Annotated in this window: 14 protein-coding genes; 3 read left to right on the forward strand and 11 right to left on the reverse strand. The window is 49.7% G+C overall.

Annotated features, from left to right (window positions below; genetic code table 11):
- Positions 1-59: 59 nt before the first annotated feature.
- Both JFL75_RS18725 and JFL75_RS18730 read right to left on the reverse strand, forming a co-directional pair.
- The gene (locus tag JFL75_RS18725; RefSeq protein ID WP_215628194.1) at positions 60-701 is read right to left on the reverse strand and encodes a hypothetical protein; all 642 of its coding nucleotides are present in this window, start codon (positions 699-701) and stop codon (positions 60-62) included.
- 77 nt (positions 702-778) lie between these two features.
- Positions 779-2,188: a YncE family protein gene (locus JFL75_RS18730; protein WP_215628195.1), complete on the reverse strand. Its 1,410-nt coding sequence runs from the start codon at positions 2,186-2,188 to the stop codon at positions 779-781.
- A 79-nt stretch (positions 2,189-2,267) separates the two neighbouring features.
- Between JFL75_RS18730 and JFL75_RS18735 the strand changes: the two genes are divergently transcribed.
- Positions 2,268-3,149: an LEA/WHy family protein gene (locus JFL75_RS18735; RefSeq protein ID WP_215628196.1), complete on the forward strand. Its 882-nt coding sequence runs from the start codon at positions 2,268-2,270 to the stop codon at positions 3,147-3,149.
- Between the two features lie 6 nt (positions 3,150-3,155).
- On the opposite strand, the gene JFL75_RS18740 is transcribed toward JFL75_RS18735, so the two are convergent.
- Both JFL75_RS18740 and murD read right to left on the reverse strand, forming a co-directional pair.
- Positions 3,156-4,157: an amino acid--tRNA ligase-related protein gene (locus JFL75_RS18740; protein WP_215628197.1), complete on the reverse strand. Its 1,002-nt coding sequence runs from the start codon at positions 4,155-4,157 to the stop codon at positions 3,156-3,158.
- Between the two features lie 3 nt (positions 4,158-4,160).
- The gene (gene murD, locus JFL75_RS18745; RefSeq protein WP_215628652.1) at positions 4,161-5,552 is read right to left on the reverse strand and encodes a UDP-N-acetylmuramoyl-L-alanine--D-glutamate ligase; all 1,392 of its coding nucleotides are present in this window, start codon (positions 5,550-5,552) and stop codon (positions 4,161-4,163) included.
- A gap of 117 nt (positions 5,553-5,669) precedes the next feature.
- On the opposite strand from murD, the gene JFL75_RS18750 reads away from it, so the two are divergent.
- Complete coding sequence (locus JFL75_RS18750; protein WP_215628198.1) at positions 5,670-6,650, forward strand: FecR family protein; 981 nt, start codon at positions 5,670-5,672, stop codon at positions 6,648-6,650.
- A 31-nt stretch (positions 6,651-6,681) separates the two neighbouring features.
- Positions 6,682-7,710 carry a DUF2804 domain-containing protein gene (locus JFL75_RS18755; RefSeq protein ID WP_215628199.1) on the forward strand — a complete coding sequence of 343 codons (1,029 nt, stop codon included), beginning with the start codon at positions 6,682-6,684 and terminating at the stop codon, positions 7,708-7,710.
- A gap of 156 nt (positions 7,711-7,866) precedes the next feature.
- Here the strand turns inward: JFL75_RS18755 and JFL75_RS18760 are convergent, their stop codons facing one another.
- From JFL75_RS18760 to JFL75_RS18790, 7 genes are all read right to left on the reverse strand, one after another.
- The gene (locus tag JFL75_RS18760; RefSeq protein WP_215628200.1) at positions 7,867-8,712 is read right to left on the reverse strand and encodes a hypothetical protein; all 846 of its coding nucleotides are present in this window, start codon (positions 8,710-8,712) and stop codon (positions 7,867-7,869) included.
- A 67-nt stretch (positions 8,713-8,779) separates the two neighbouring features.
- A complete protein-coding gene (locus JFL75_RS18765; protein ID WP_215628201.1) occupies positions 8,780-9,466 on the reverse strand; it encodes a hypothetical protein in 687 nt (228 codons plus the stop codon).
- Between the two features lie 288 nt (positions 9,467-9,754).
- Positions 9,755-10,000 carry a hypothetical protein gene (locus tag JFL75_RS18770; protein WP_215628202.1) on the reverse strand — a complete coding sequence of 82 codons (246 nt, stop codon included), beginning with the start codon at positions 9,998-10,000 and terminating at the stop codon, positions 9,755-9,757.
- A gap of 76 nt (positions 10,001-10,076) precedes the next feature.
- Positions 10,077-10,427, reverse strand: a complete 351-nt coding sequence (locus JFL75_RS18775) for a hypothetical protein (protein ID WP_215628203.1) — start codon at positions 10,425-10,427, stop codon at positions 10,077-10,079.
- A gap of 258 nt (positions 10,428-10,685) precedes the next feature.
- A complete protein-coding gene (locus JFL75_RS18780) occupies positions 10,686-11,153 on the reverse strand; it encodes a hypothetical protein (RefSeq protein ID WP_215628204.1) in 468 nt (155 codons plus the stop codon).
- Positions 11,107-12,237, reverse strand: a complete 1,131-nt coding sequence (locus JFL75_RS18785) for a D-alanine--D-alanine ligase family protein (RefSeq protein ID WP_215628205.1) — start codon at positions 12,235-12,237, stop codon at positions 11,107-11,109. The genes JFL75_RS18780 and JFL75_RS18785 overlap by 47 nt, the downstream gene beginning before the upstream one ends.
- Positions 12,230-13,834, reverse strand: a complete 1,605-nt coding sequence (locus tag JFL75_RS18790) for a UDP-N-acetylmuramoyl-L-alanyl-D-glutamate--2,6-diaminopimelate ligase (protein WP_215628206.1) — start codon at positions 13,832-13,834, stop codon at positions 12,230-12,232. Before JFL75_RS18790 ends, JFL75_RS18785 begins: the two co-directional genes overlap by 8 nt.
- Between the last annotated feature and the right edge of the window lie 161 nt (positions 13,835-13,995).

Genomic DNA, 13,995 nt, shown 5'->3' on the forward strand with positions numbered 1-13,995 from the left:
TCCCGGCAAAAGGACCCTGGGGTTACCGGATACGGCCGGTAACCCAAGAGGCGGTGTTTTTATTTCAAATACAGTATAACTTCGTCAATCTGATTGGCTTCAAAACCGGTTTCATCGACAATTTCATCAACAAGCTCGGTGGAAACGAATTTTAGTTTTGTCTTGTTCTGGTTTATATACAGTTCAACGCCGTCGGACGCGCTGAGATCTTCATTGAGCGCCGGTGATTTTGTGGTCATTTCCATATAATATTTCCCTATTTTAGTGATCATTTTGGAAATTCCATCATCCGGATTCACACTGTCTATAATCACAACACCATTTTCCTCGGTTGCGTCGGGATCTTGGGAATATGTGTTAATAAGTGTATCCCAAAAGGTGTCTTTTAAATTTCCAAAATAATCCGTGAGGATTTTTTCCATATCAATTTTAACCCGGACCGCGGCGGCATCACCGGTGTAATTTTGGAGGGTAACGGGAAATTCCATGCCCATCGTTAATTTCATGGAACTTTCAGGAATATTTTGATCCGTTTGTTTCGGTATTTTTACCGTTTCCGAGCCTTCCCAGTTTCCCCGGATTTCCTCAAAACTGGTGACCCTGGTCCATTCATCCTTGCTGCCGCTGTCGCCGCAGCCCAAAAAGACAGCCGATATCAACGCAACTGCACAAAAGAAAACAACCGGTTTAGCGAATTTCATAATCTACCCCCATAGTACTTACAGTATACCCCCGGAATTTTGAAATATCTGTTTTTTTGCGGGTGTAATTTTTCTGTTTATTCCCCGATTTGGTACAATTCCAGATTGGCGTCGAGAAAATCCGTAAAGACGAGGTATTTGCCGTCGGGGGAGACCGCGAGCCCCGTGGGCTGGTTCCGTCCCCAGACCCGGCCCTGCGGGGAAAGATCCCGGGCATCCAGGACCGACAGGGTTCCAAAATCCGGCCCCGGCAGGGTGTAGTCCTCCGGGTTGTTGCGGCCCCGGGATGAAACAAAGATTCGCCCTTTATCCGGGGAAAAGGCGATGGTGTTGATATTTGGCCCCACCCGGCGGGATCTGAGGAGTTTTCCGGTGGCGGCATCCAGGATATTGACCGTACCCCTGGCCATATCCGAAACGTAGAGCTTGCCGGCGCTGTACAGGATGTGCCGGGCGGCTCCGGCGCCCTCATACAGGCGGTACCGGGCGGTAACCTTTCCAAGAACCGTATCGATTACCGCTACAGCCGGCTCATCGAAGATGGCGGTGTACAGAAGCGTACCGTCCGGTGAAAATACCATGCCCCGCGGGGTTCCTCCCGTTGGGATGCGGGCGGTAATCTTCCGTGTCTCCGGGTCTATTAAGCTTACGGTTTTGCTCTGCCAGTTGGAAACCGCCGTAATGCTTCCCTGGGGATTCTGGACGATCACCTTGGGCATGGCGCCGCCTGAGGATATCGAGTCTATAAACGTGAGACTATGCAAATCGAAAATATGGATTTCGTGGTCTTCCATATTTGATACCCACAGCTCCCGCCGGCGTTCATCTGCCAGGGGCTCCACAAATCCCCGGGATTGGCTTTCCGGAACTTTGAGGCGGGTTTCGTACCGGAGTACCGGCGTCCTGCCGGCTTCTTCCGAAAAACCAAATACATCGATGCCGTGTTCATCAAGGAGGGGGATGAAAATCCGGGTCCCGTCCGGGGAAAAAACGGCGCTTTTGGGCTGGCGTCCGGTGGGCAGCTCCGTGACCAGGGAAAGGGGGCCCGAATCGGGTTCGAGTTTTATTTCCATGAGCCCGCTGCGGACAGCGCCGGCCAGGGTTTCCGGGTCAATCTCCCGGGTACGATATCCGGGATGCCGGACCGTCAGAGGCGCCCCGGCGGTTTCCAGAAGGAATGTCCGGATCCCTGCGGCTTCTGAAAGGGGCAGCAGTTCGGATTCACCCAAAAAAAGACCCGCCTCCGGAGGCCCTGATTTTACGGAAAAACCGCAGGGCAGGGGCAGCGGGAAAACAGCCTCCGGCTCCGGCACGGTCTCCGGCTCCGGAGGATTTTCCGGTTCCGCAAGCAGCGGAAGGGGCGCTGCCTCTGTAACTGCAGTCTCCCCGGAGGTATTGCCGCAGGTCAGGATAGAAAATACTCCGGCGGCGAACACAGCGGCCAGCGCCAGATTCAGCAGCGGATATGTCGGATGTTTTTTTCTCATATATACTGAATACCCTGTTTCATAATCCCCCCAAAATCCCGCCTTGGCAACCCTTCTTTTTTGCCCTATGATCTACACCATGAGACGTTTTTCCCTGTTATTCCTGCGTTTTTTTGTGCTGGCCGCGGCGGTCAGTGTCTGTTCCTGCGCAGCCAAAGTGCTTCCTCCCGACCCGCCGCCGGAAGAGTCTCCGGTACTTTCCATGGCGTTTGAAAAGATCGAAGCCCGTTCTCCGGTTCTGCTGGATCTGTATTATTCCCTTGAAATTGAAAATCCCCGCCCGTCGGGGGCTGTTTTTACCCTGGACCGGGCGGCCTTTACCGTTAATGGCACGGCTTTTACCCTGCCCGAAGAAGCTCTGGATATCCGGGAGCAGTACCGTATTGAGGGGCACGGCCGCGTTTCGGTGCCTGTCCGCGTTGCCCTGAACCTTGGGGATTTTTCCGACCCCGCCGACCCGGATTTCGATGATTACCGTACCGGGTTCTCGGCGGATGTCCTTTTCCGTTTTGACGGCGGTTCCGCGGTGGCCGCCGCCGTTTCCGCTGACGCGGAATTTCCCCGGATCCGGGAGCCTAACTTTCAGATTACGTCGATTGCCATAAAAAAAGCGGAACTCGTTAATACCCGCTTTATAGTACGGCTCCGGATAGAAAACCCCAACCCTTTCCCGGTGGATCTTTCGTCGTTTTCCTATGAACTGCACGGCGCCGGCCGTTTCTGGGCGGAGGGGAACGAAACCGATGTCCTGCGGATCGATGCCCGGGGCTACGCGGAGACGGACCTTTTCCTGATCATGAATTTCATCAACATGCGCCGGGAACTCCTGAACCAGGTGATTGCCATGAAGCAGGTCGCCTACCGGTTTTCCGGGGAAGCGCAGATTTCCACCGGGGTTGCGTACCTTCCGGGCTTTACCATGGGGTTCGACCGTTCCGGCAGTTCCCCGGTTATCGAGTAGCGGCCCCTAATCCATGGGAAAGGGAAGCACCGAATCAATGGTCTTCCTGCCGGCCAGCGCCATGATAAGGCGGTCCATTCCCAGGGCGACCCCGGAGCACCGGGGGTAGGGCAGCTCGGCGCCTCCGGGTCCTTTCCGGGGAAGAAATGTTTTCCAGTAATCGCTGTCTATGCCATGGGGAACCATGGCTGATTTGTTTTTTTCCGCCCCTTCGGCGGTAAAGAATTCCCTGACCGTTCCGGGATCGGTTTCTTCGGAATAACAGTTGGCCAGCTCGATCCCCCGGACGTACAGTTCCCACCGTTCCATGGTTTTTCCGTCCTGGGCCCGGCGGGCCAGGCAGGGAACAAAGGCGGGGTAATCCGTCAGCGCCGCCGGCCGGTCCCCGGGGAGCGCCGGTTCCACCGCGTGTACAAATATTAAATTGTATAAAGCCTCGAGTCCCATCCCGGGGGGCGGATCGAGTCCCAGTTTCCGGGCTTCGTCCTCCATAGCGCGGGGACCTTCCGCGGCCGCGTCATACAGACTGAATCCCGCCCAGCGGGAAAAGGCTTCTTCCATAGATATCCGCAGGAAGGGCGGCCGGAGATCCTCCGGGGCATCTTCAGGCAGTAGCCGGGAGAACAGTTCCTCGGTGATTGCCAGGGAATCACGGTAGTCCGCGTCCATGGTGTAGTATTCCAGCATGGTAAATTCCGGGCTGTGGAGCCGGCCGGTGGATTCCCCGTTCCGGAAGCATTTTCCGATCTGGTATATGCTCTGCCGGTGGTCGGCGATGAGCCGCTTCATCCAAATCTCCGGGGAAGGAACGAGCCAGTACGGCCTGGGTTTCCGGGCGCTGCTGCCCTCCGGCGGAATGTAAGATGTCCCGAAAACCTCCAGGCAGGATTCCGGGATAAGGTCCGGGGCCAGCACCGGCGTATCGGTTTCAAGATAATTTTTCTGGTCAAAGAAAGCCCGTGTCTTACGGATTATTTCGGCCCGGTATCGGAGGAGTTCCAGATCCATGGGCTAGGCTCCCGCGAGACGGCGGACCGCTTCTTTCCAGCGGTTGCCCCGGTCGAATTCATTCAGAAACATTCCGAAGGATGTGCACCCCGGGGAAAAGACGACGGTATCGCCTTTTTCCGCCCGGTCCAGGGCGGCTTTTGCGGCCCCTTCCGCGGAATCAAAGGGTCCCCGGAAAGGGGTATTGTCCCGGCGGAGCAGTCCCATGAGCTTTTCACTCCCCGTTCCCGCCAGGAGGATCACATCCCCGGCACTCGCCGCGGCGTTTGCCAGGGGGGTAAAATCGAGGTTCTTATCGGTTCCGCCGGTTACGAGAATAGGCGGCTTCTCAAAGGCGTACACCGCGGCGGCGGCGGCTTCGGGAATCGTCGCGGCGCTGTCGTTGTAGAACCGGACTCCCCCTGCTTCAAGAAAAAATTCCAGCCTGTGGGGTATTCCGGGAAACCGCCCCAGCGCGTCCCGGATGGTATCGGGTTCAAAACCGAGATCTCCCAGGGCTACCGCCGCGGCGAGGAGGTTTTTTTTCTGGTGATACCCCGGGGTGAGAAGTTCCGGCGGCACCGCCTCGGCGGCCGCTTTTCCCGGAAACCGGACGTATCCCGGGCCGTTTTCCCCGCTGAGCCAGCCACCGGACACGCCTCCGGGAAGGGGACTGCCGGAATAGACCAGGGGCCGCGCCTTTGTCTCCGAGAGGAATTCTTTCCCCCAGCTGTCGTCCCCGGCAACGGTGCAGTCCCGGCCGTCCTGGCCCCGGTAAATGATTTTTTTATCCGCCACATAGGCATCCATGGTACCGTAGCGGTCCAGGTGGTCCGGCATAATCGCCGTTATCACCGCCGCCCTGGGTTTCAGCAGGGCCTCTCCGGGGGAACCCGGCTTGAGGCGCCCCGCCAGATCCCCGAGCTGCCAGCTCGACAGTTCCAGGACCACATCGTCTTCTTCCCGGAGAGAATCGAGGAAAACCAGGGGAGAAACGGTTATATTGCCGCCGAGGTGCGCCTTAGGATTGCCCGGGACCGTATTGTTTTTATACGCCTCCGCCATGGCCCAGTGTATAGCCGAAGCGGTGCTGGATTTTCCCTTGGAACCCGTTACGGCGGTAAGCCTGGCGGGGGAATCGGCCAGAAAAATGGAAATATCCGTTTCTACGCGCCGGGCGGCCTGGAGATAAGGTGAATCCGGCCGGACGCCGGGGTTTTTTACCACCATATCCGCCCGCTTAAAATCATCCGTTTCGTGGCGGCCGAGAACGTATCTGATGGGAAGGGCCGAAAGTTTCTCAATTGAAGGGGCCAGTACGGTCTCGTCCCGGAGGTCCGTAACCGTGACCTCCGCCCCTCTTTCGGCCAGATACCGGGCCGATTCGAGCCCCCCGCCGTGGAGGCCGAGACCCATTACCAGGACCCGGAGCCCCGAATACCTTCCGTCGCCAGTGTTCACTGTTTTTCTCCTGACTGTATATGTACCATTTTACCATTGCCCGGACAATTACTTCATAGTATAGTATTCTATATGAAGAAATGTAGTATACCGGTACTGATTCTGCTGGTCATGGGGTTTTCGGTTCTGTCTGCCCAGGATCAGGGGGATATCCATGTATACGCTGCCCAGGGAAGCGAATTTATTGTACTCAGCCAGGGTAAACGTATTATTTACAGTGAAGACCGGATCCGGGAAGGCTCGGTATTTCTCAGCCGGGGGGATATGTTCCAGACCGGCCCCCAAAGTTTCGCGGAAATACGGATAGGTCCCGGGGGACCGCTGGTGGCGGTGGCGGAAAATACCTCCCTCCGGGTTAATGTTCCCGGTGAAGCAGGGCCGTCTGATTCGGTAAATCTGTTCTACGGAAGGGTACGGATAAAACGGGAAGCCTCCGGCGGGCTGTTTTATATCCAGACCGGGGGAACTTCTTCGGAAATCGGCTCCGGTGACGCGGGAGTGGACTATACCCTCCGCCCCGGTACCTCCGGCGCCGCGCCTTCCATGAATCCCATCCTGGAAGTTTCGGTTTTTTCCGGAGAAGTCAGGGTTATCCCCGGGGCATCCCTTTCAATTACCCCTTTTACGGTTTCCGCCTATGAGGGAATCAGCCTGGAAACATCGGGTTCCTTTTCCTATGTTCAGCGGTATTTCCTGGACAACAGCATTATTGCGTACTGGAATCTCCACGGTTTTTCGAATGTTCCGCCCATTGCCGCGGCGGCGGAACCGGGCAGTGTAACACCGGAAACGCCCTCGGTTTCCGAGATCCGGTATGTTCCGCCTGATTATACTCCGTATATGAAGGCAAACAAAGCGAAAAATCTCGGAATAGGGGCGGGTATTCTTTTTTCCGTTGCCGGGCTGACGCTGCAGGGATTCGGTCTGCATTATCTTACCGACGGTCAGTATAACAACGCGGAGCTCTGTTTTATCGGAGGAACCGCTTCCATGGGGGTCGGGCTGATCAGTCTCATATCTTCCATCATTACCAATCCGCCGAAACAGCAGTAACAATTTTTTAAAAGGAATTACCGAACAACCCATGGCACAAATTGAAACAACCGAAAGCTGTTATATCCTCGATGAACATGGGGTACCGGTAAAATTCGGCTGGGCCCGGAAACCTCTCTTTACGTATAACCATACCTTTGTCCGGGCACCCATGCGGCGGGTTACCGCGTCGGACCGCTATATCGTTTTTTCTTCCGACCATTTAATCCTTACGGAGATCCTCGACGGGGGATTTCTCGGTTATGTGGGAATAACGGTTATGTCCTTTAAGGATAAAAAACGCAGTTCCGGATCGATTACCGTACCGTTTTCCCTGGGCAGTTTTAATCTCTCCGATTCAAGTGAATCCGGTTCGGTCCGTATCCAGCAGAAGCATTTTTCCATTGATTTTATAGCCATGGACGGCGGTTCCCGGATTCTTAAAATTGATATACCGAGATTCAGCCATAACCGCGGTCTCCGGGGGGCAATTATCCTGACGCCTCCTCCGGACGCGGAGTCCATTATCACCGCCATGCCCTGGCGGGGGCAGAAAAACGCCTTCCAGTACACCCGGCGTTCTCCCTGGTACATTGCCGAAGGGGTTATGCAACTTGGCAGATCGGAACTTGTTTTTTCAAAAGACAAGGCCTGGGGAATTTTCGACTGGAACCGGACGGTGCGTCCCGACATGGATGTACGGTACTGGGCGGGGGGCTGCGGCCTTGCCGGAGACACCCAGGTATCCTTCAGTGTGGGGTACGGTTCGGCGGACAACGGCAGCGGTACGGAGAACGCCTTTTTCGTGGGCGGAAAACTGATCAAGCTCGATCAGGTTACGTTCCACATCAACCCCGGCAAATGGCTCGATCCCTGGCGTTTTACCAGCAACGACCGGCGCCTGGAAATGAATTTCGTTCCGGAGATGGAGCGAACCGAACGCCACCGGATGCTGTTCCATTATCTCAGGCGCCGCCAGGTATTCGGCCGTTTTTCCGGAAAGGTTGTCCTTGACGACGGCCGGGAGCTATCTTTTCAGAATATTATTGGGTTCGCGGAACGGAAAAAGACCCGGTATTAGTCCCAGGGTATCCGCAGTATAGCAAATCCTCCATGCCGAGGCGAATGATGTTGAGCGGTGGCGTGGAAACGCATGTGACCTAGCCGCAGCGAAACCCGAGCCGCCCGCCAGGGCGGCGTAGCGTATAGCGTTTGTTAGATGCAGTACTCAGCTTGGCTAATTTATTTTTTGATATTCGTATTCTACTATTGTATATCTTTCTTTCTCATTTATTTCAAAATAAACCGGATTAAAATCATAGTTAAAATAACTTATTTCTGTTGCGATTTTTCCTATTGAATTATATGTAAATATTTCACTTGAATACCAATGCATTTCATCATTATGTTTTGCATATGTTTCCTTTTTTATTAACTGATTAATATCGTTATATATGAAATCAGTTAGTAACATTAATTCTTCTATATCATTTGTAATTTCATATTGTTCGATTTTTCGGAGAAGATTTCCTTCAAATAAATATTTAACATACCTATTTAGCTTCTCTCCCTTGCCTGTATTATTATAGTCTTCAACTAATATGAGATTCCAATATTGATCATAATATCGCTTTCTGCCAAATCCAGATGCTATTATTTTCTGATCTTCATATTTATACCAGACGAATGAAGAAATATAGATTTCGTTAGCATCCCTAAAATATGTTTCTAACAATTTCCCATCGCTATCATATTTATAATGCTTACTAGTAGATTCATTTTCTCTAACTAGATATTCTTCTTCTAGTAAGATATTATCATCATTATATCTGTATATAGTCCTATTTTGAAAGAAGAATCCTTCCTCTGGATGAAACTTATATGTCGTTTGACTTAATAATAAATTATCTTCCGAATAATTATATGTTTCTATGGTTTGTATATATTTTAAATCATCATAAACATGATATTCTCTTATGGCAGAGATTCTATATTCTTGTGTAAATATTTTAACAGATAAAAGCACATGGAGAAAAAGAAATAAACTCATTTTCTTTTTACACATATATAATCTTTTCCCCATAATATTTTCTGAGTATTGCATCTAACGTCCGCGGATACACGCTGTTAGGTGAAGTAGCGCAAAATTCTTATTCCACAAGGTCCGTAATCATAAAGATTGTATATCTACACCTTCTTGAGCCAATTATACCATTACCATTTCCTCTCCATTGTATTGTAAAATTCCCATTAATGGTCGCAGCAAGATCATTCTCAAACACTTTTACAAGATTTTTTTCAAGGAATTGATTCGCCTCTATACCAATAAATTTTCCATAAATTTCCATATAAAAACCAGGATATGGTTTTTCAATATAAAATAATTCTCCTTCTGTTAGAAAATCATAATAAACGTACTCAAATATATTTAGAAAATCTAAACCATATTCTGGAACATCAGTTTCATAATATTCCAAAACCATAGTAAAAATTTCTAATTTTATTTCAGACTTATGATTTTCGGGATCTTCCAATACAAATTTACCCGCAACAAAAAATGGATATTCTAAAATTGATTCTATTCTTTCTTCTTGTTTATAATATTTAATATATTTATCCCAATCATTACAAATGATTTTAAAAGTTTTTAATGACTCATCTGAATTATTTATATATAAACATTCAGGATATTCTATAGTAAAATGAATATTATTTTCTGCATTAATATCTTTAAAATAGCCTTTTAATATAATTCCTGAATCTAAATTCACATTAAGAGCAAAAGAGGCTTCAAGAAAAAAAATAAACAATATGAAACAACAAAGCTTAAATCGCATTTTTGATCCTTTAGATAATTTTTACGTAAAATTTTTTAAAAGCTATTTTAAGTCAATATTTATGCTTATTTTTTAATTTCGTTCAAGAGAGTTTTATAATTAGCTACAGTATAGCGCTATTTCGCCTAACGTTACAGCTATACGACGTTGCCTGAGCGTAACCGACGCGAAGGCAATGTGGTTGAGCGGAGGCGTGGGAAGCGCAAGCTGACCTAGCCGTAGCGAAACCCGAGCCGCCGATCAGGCGGCGTAGCGTATAGCGTTTGTTAGGTGCAGTTTGCAAAATTATTAATCATTTTCTTTAGAATTATTTTCTGAAGTCTTTTTAAGTTTATAAACTAACCCCATTATACAGAATATCATCCAACATAAAAAACCAATCCAGCTAACTACTATTTTCCATATTAAAGAGAAACTATCATTTTTTATTGGAATAAACGGTGTTAAAAGATAAGCTAAAAATGCTAATATTCCTATAAAAAATAAACATACAATGATTTTTTGTTGCCTTTCAGACATCATGATTATTTTCATTCCTATTAACACATTTCATTAAAAAGCAAGGTGCAAATTGCACCTAGCGTTTGTTAGATGCAGTGTGTTTTTTATATCAATACTTTTCTAAGGCTCTTAGTATATATTCTCTTTCTTCTCTTTCTTCTTTTTCTACTAATAATGATTTTTCCGTAAATTCCTTTATTATTCTTTCCTTTTCAAATCTACCATCTTTTAATAAAATCGGTGTTTCGTTCCACTTTCCGCCTTCGTCTATTTTGTCATGACTATATTTCCCATTCGTATATGTAATTGCCTTTTTCTCAGTATGGTCTTCATAACATAATTGAAATCCACATATTTCATTTTCTTCGTACCATATAATGAGTTCAAATTCTTCATCATTATACCATTTTCTTTTATATTTCTTTTCTGGTTGGCTTATATCTTTAAATTCTTTTAACATATATTTACCATAAAAATGTTTTCTATTTCATTAATAGAATCAGCCACATAAATATTCAATTAAAAGTAAAACCAATATATTGCTTTTTAGCATTCTAAAATAAATTAGCACATAAGTTAATTTTCATAAAGAACAAAAACATTAATAAGCTATTGAATATGTGCTTTCTAAAACCAGTATCATATTTTACAGAAAATAATTCAACTGATTTCCGGATAAGCCGCATTTCGAACAGCGTTTGTTAGACGTCGTTCGGATTTACATCTCTCTATTGATAAATGTGAAATATATATAAAAGATAATAAAGACAATAAATATCGATCCTATAATTCCATAAAAAGTGAAATTTATTTTCTTTGCAGTTATTAAAGTGCTATTATTTGGATTTATTCTTATTTCAAGAATGTTTCCAATTTGAACCTTTTCATTTAAAATTATATCCTTGGTTACTATTTCATTGTTAATAACATATTCAACTGTAATTTCTGATATATATGCTTTTGTTGTTCCTTTTGTTTTGCTGTTTACTGGGTATTCTATAACATTAACACTGACGATTTTACCTTCAGCTTTATTCCATCCCATTGTTAATATTGTAAAACCATCAAAAAATAAAAAAAATAACATTATGCAGATTATTACAACAGGGGGAATTATTATGTCTTTTATTCTTTGGTAGCTACCGATGGGTTTCCCGGGCGTATACCCTGGTGCTCTGTTCTGCAAAACGTTCCTCCCCGAGACCAATCAGTTTATCCAGCAGATCCGGATAGGAGAGCCCCGAGGCTTCACACATTTTCGGGAACATGCTGATGGATGTGAACCCCGGCATGGTATTGAGCTCGTTGAGGTATATTTCGCCTGTATCTTTATGGATGAAGAAGTCCACCCGGGCGAGGCCGGTGATTTCCGCGGTGCGGTATGCCCTGACGGCTAATTCCCGTATTTTATGGAGGGTCGCTTCGTTCAGGTCCGCCGGAATGAGAAGCGCCGCGCCGTTGGGGTCGTTATATTTCGCGTCGTAGTCATAGAACTGATGAGTGGGAGCAACTTCCCCGGGTGTATAGGCTTCAAAATCCCGGTTGCCGGTGACGGAGCATTCAATTTCCCGGGCGGGGATAAAGGGCTCAATCAGGACTTTGCTGTCCCAGGCAAACGCGTTCCCGACACAGGCTTCCAGTTCTTCCCGTTTGGCCGCAACGCCGGTTCCCACGGATGATCCCGCCGAGGAAGGTTTTATGAACAGCGGATAGGAAAAATCCCGTTCCGCCGTTTCGATCAGGTTCTGCCGTTTGTCCCTGTTTTTCCAGTCCCCGGCTCTGATGCGCAGATAAGGAACCACGGGAAGCCCCGCGTTAAGCCACAGTATTTTCGCGATTTCCTTGTCCATGCCGATGGCGCTTCCCGGAACGCCGCATCCCACATAGGGAAGCCCGGCAATCTCAAACAGTCCCTGGATGGTCCCATCCTCGCCGAAGGTCCCGTGGAGCACCGGAAAAACCGTATCCACCGGCAGGGCTTTTCCGCCAGCCAGCGAAAACGCCCGTTCCCGGCCGCCGCCGGGGATGATGCTCACCCGGCGGTTTTCATCTTTTTTAATGGAAAGCGCGGTACCGCCGCTCCTGATCCGCCGCAGTTCATCATCGTCCTGCAGATACCAGTTTCCTTCTATATCAATACCGATAAGCAGTATCTCGTATTTTGAAGTGTCCAGGTTTTTGGCCACCGAAGCCGCGGAACTCAGGGAAACTTCGTGCTCCCCGGAACGTCCGCCGAATAAAAGGGCAATGGTCTTTTTCATCCTATCCATCCTTCTGCTTCCCGCTGTCTTGAATATAGCCCATTTCCGCCAGGGCCGTTTCCGCTTCGGTTATTTCATCGTACGATACGGTCTTTTCCGCGTAGATAATTGAATTTTCGTGGCCTTTCCCCAGCAGGAGCACCAGATCTCCGGCCCGGGCCAGGGAAAAAGCCCTCCGGATGGCTTCGGGTCTTCCTGGAATAAGGAAAAGGGTCGCGTCTTTTTTCATTTTTTCCCCGGCTTCAAGGCAGCCTGCGGCGATTTCCTCAAGGATGGCCATGGGAACTTCTCCCCGGGGATCCTCATCGCAGAGAACCACCATATCCGACCATTCCGCGGCGATCCGGCCCTGGGCGGGGCGCTTTTTCGTATCCCGTTCCCCGGCGGACCCGAAGACACTGATGATGCGGCCGCCGCCGCTGTTCAGGCGGTGCCGCAGGGGAGGGTATATAGTCTCAAAGGACGAAGGGGTGTGGGCATAGTCCACCAGCACCTCAAAGGGCTGGCCCCGGTCGATCACGGTCATGCGGCCCCGCACGGGCTGGAGTTGGGGTATCAGGGGAATCAGGTCCGCCGCCGGGACATCCAGCATGTTGGATACCGTCAGAAGGGCGGCCAGGACGTTTCCCGCGTTGAATGCCCCGGGCAGGCGGTCCCGGATTTCCAGGACCGCGCCGTCCGCCTGCCTTACCCGGTAACTGCTGCCCCGGCTGCTGCTTTCAATTGAAATTACCGACAGGTCCGCTGGTTTACCCCGGGTACTGAAGGTATAGGTTTTTTTTCCGGTGGCTCCGGCGAAATATCCGGCGCTGGGGTCATCCCCGTTGGCGGCCCCGAAAGCCGGGATCTGCCGCAGGGATGAAGCTATTTCTTTCTCATGGCTGAATCGGTCCAGGGCACGGAACAGGTTGGCCTTATCCTCCCGGTACTGCTCCCAGGTTCCGTGGAATTCCAGGTGCTCATGGGTAACGTTGGTCATTATCCCCGCGTCAAAGGCAACGTCCCCCAGGCGGTTCGTCTTCGGGGAAAGGCCGTGGGAACTGGATTCGAGGACCGCGTATTCCAGGCCGTTCCGCCGCATCTCCGCCAGGTGCCGGTGGACCGTGGTGGCCTCCGGGGTGGTCTGGTGTTCGGGGTTCCATTCCACGGTATCTCCGGTGCAGTACTGAACGGTTGAAACAAATCCCGCCTTTTTCCCCGCCAGCCTGAGAAGCTGGAATACCAGGTAGACCGTGGTGCTTTTGCCTTCGGTTCCCGTAACCCCGATAACCGCCAGATGCCGGGACGGGAAATCATAAAAAGCGTCGGAAACCGGGGACATGGAAAACCGGGAATCCTGAACCCGCAGGTATACGGTACCGTCCCGGTATTCCGGCAGTTCATCCTGATGAACCACCGCCGCCGCTCCCCGCCGTATGGCTTCGGGGATGTAGGTATGACCGTCGGTATGGAGTCCGGGCAGGGCAAAATAGATGCTTCCCGGCTGTATCTTCCGGGAATCGTATTCCAGGCCGGTTATCAGGGGATCCGAAGAACCCTGCCGCCCGGAAAGTCCTGCCCGCCGGGCCGTATCCTCTGTAAAAAAGTCCGAAAGACGGCGTTCCATGGGTGTCATAGTATCCCGGAACCATATTTTAGGTAAAGAGTGGTATTGCGGGGGCTGGGTGTGGAAGTTTTTTTGGGTTTAGAGAAGTACCAATATACAGAAGCATGGTCTGGAAAGGCAGCCGAAACGAGGAACCCAAAGTGGGGGTAGCGTAAGACTTG

It is taken from the genome of Breznakiella homolactica, from assembly GCF_016616095.2.
GTDB classification, from domain to species: domain Bacteria; phylum Spirochaetota; class Spirochaetia; order Treponematales; family Breznakiellaceae; genus Breznakiella; species Breznakiella homolactica.

Bases quoted from the DNA above. Each gene is read 5' to 3' on its own strand.
- JFL75_RS18775 (WP_215628203.1), bottom strand. From the start codon at position 10,427: ATGTTAAAAGAATTTAAAGATATAAGCCAACCAGAAAAGAAATATAAA.
- JFL75_RS18735 (WP_215628196.1), top strand. From the start codon at position 2,268: ATGAGACGTTTTTCCCTGTTATTCCTGCGTTTTTTTGTGCTGGCCGCG.
- JFL75_RS18790 (WP_215628206.1), bottom strand. From the start codon at position 13,834: ATGGAACGCCGTCTTTCGGACTTTTTTACAGAGGATACGGCCCGGCGG.
- JFL75_RS18770 (WP_215628202.1), bottom strand. From the start codon at position 10,000: ATGAAAATAATCATGATGTCTGAAAGGCAACAAAAAATCATTGTATGT.
- JFL75_RS18750 (WP_215628198.1), top strand. From the start codon at position 5,670: ATGAAGAAATGTAGTATACCGGTACTGATTCTGCTGGTCATGGGGTTT.
- JFL75_RS18755 (WP_215628199.1), top strand. From the start codon at position 6,682: ATGGCACAAATTGAAACAACCGAAAGCTGTTATATCCTCGATGAACAT.
- JFL75_RS18760 (WP_215628200.1), bottom strand. From the start codon at position 8,712: ATGGGGAAAAGATTATATATGTGTAAAAAGAAAATGAGTTTATTTCTT.
- JFL75_RS18725 (WP_215628194.1), bottom strand. From the start codon at position 701: ATGAAATTCGCTAAACCGGTTGTTTTCTTTTGTGCAGTTGCGTTGATA.
- JFL75_RS18765 (WP_215628201.1), bottom strand. From the start codon at position 9,466: ATGCGATTTAAGCTTTGTTGTTTCATATTGTTTATTTTTTTTCTTGAA.
- JFL75_RS18740 (WP_215628197.1), bottom strand. From the start codon at position 4,157: ATGGATCTGGAACTCCTCCGATACCGGGCCGAAATAATCCGTAAGACA.
- JFL75_RS18785 (WP_215628205.1), bottom strand. From the start codon at position 12,237: ATGGATAGGATGAAAAAGACCATTGCCCTTTTATTCGGCGGACGTTCC.
- JFL75_RS18730 (WP_215628195.1), bottom strand. From the start codon at position 2,188: ATGAGAAAAAAACATCCGACATATCCGCTGCTGAATCTGGCGCTGGCC.
- murD (WP_215628652.1), bottom strand. From the start codon at position 5,552: ATGGGTCTCGGCCTCCACGGCGGGGGGCTCGAATCGGCCCGGTATCTG.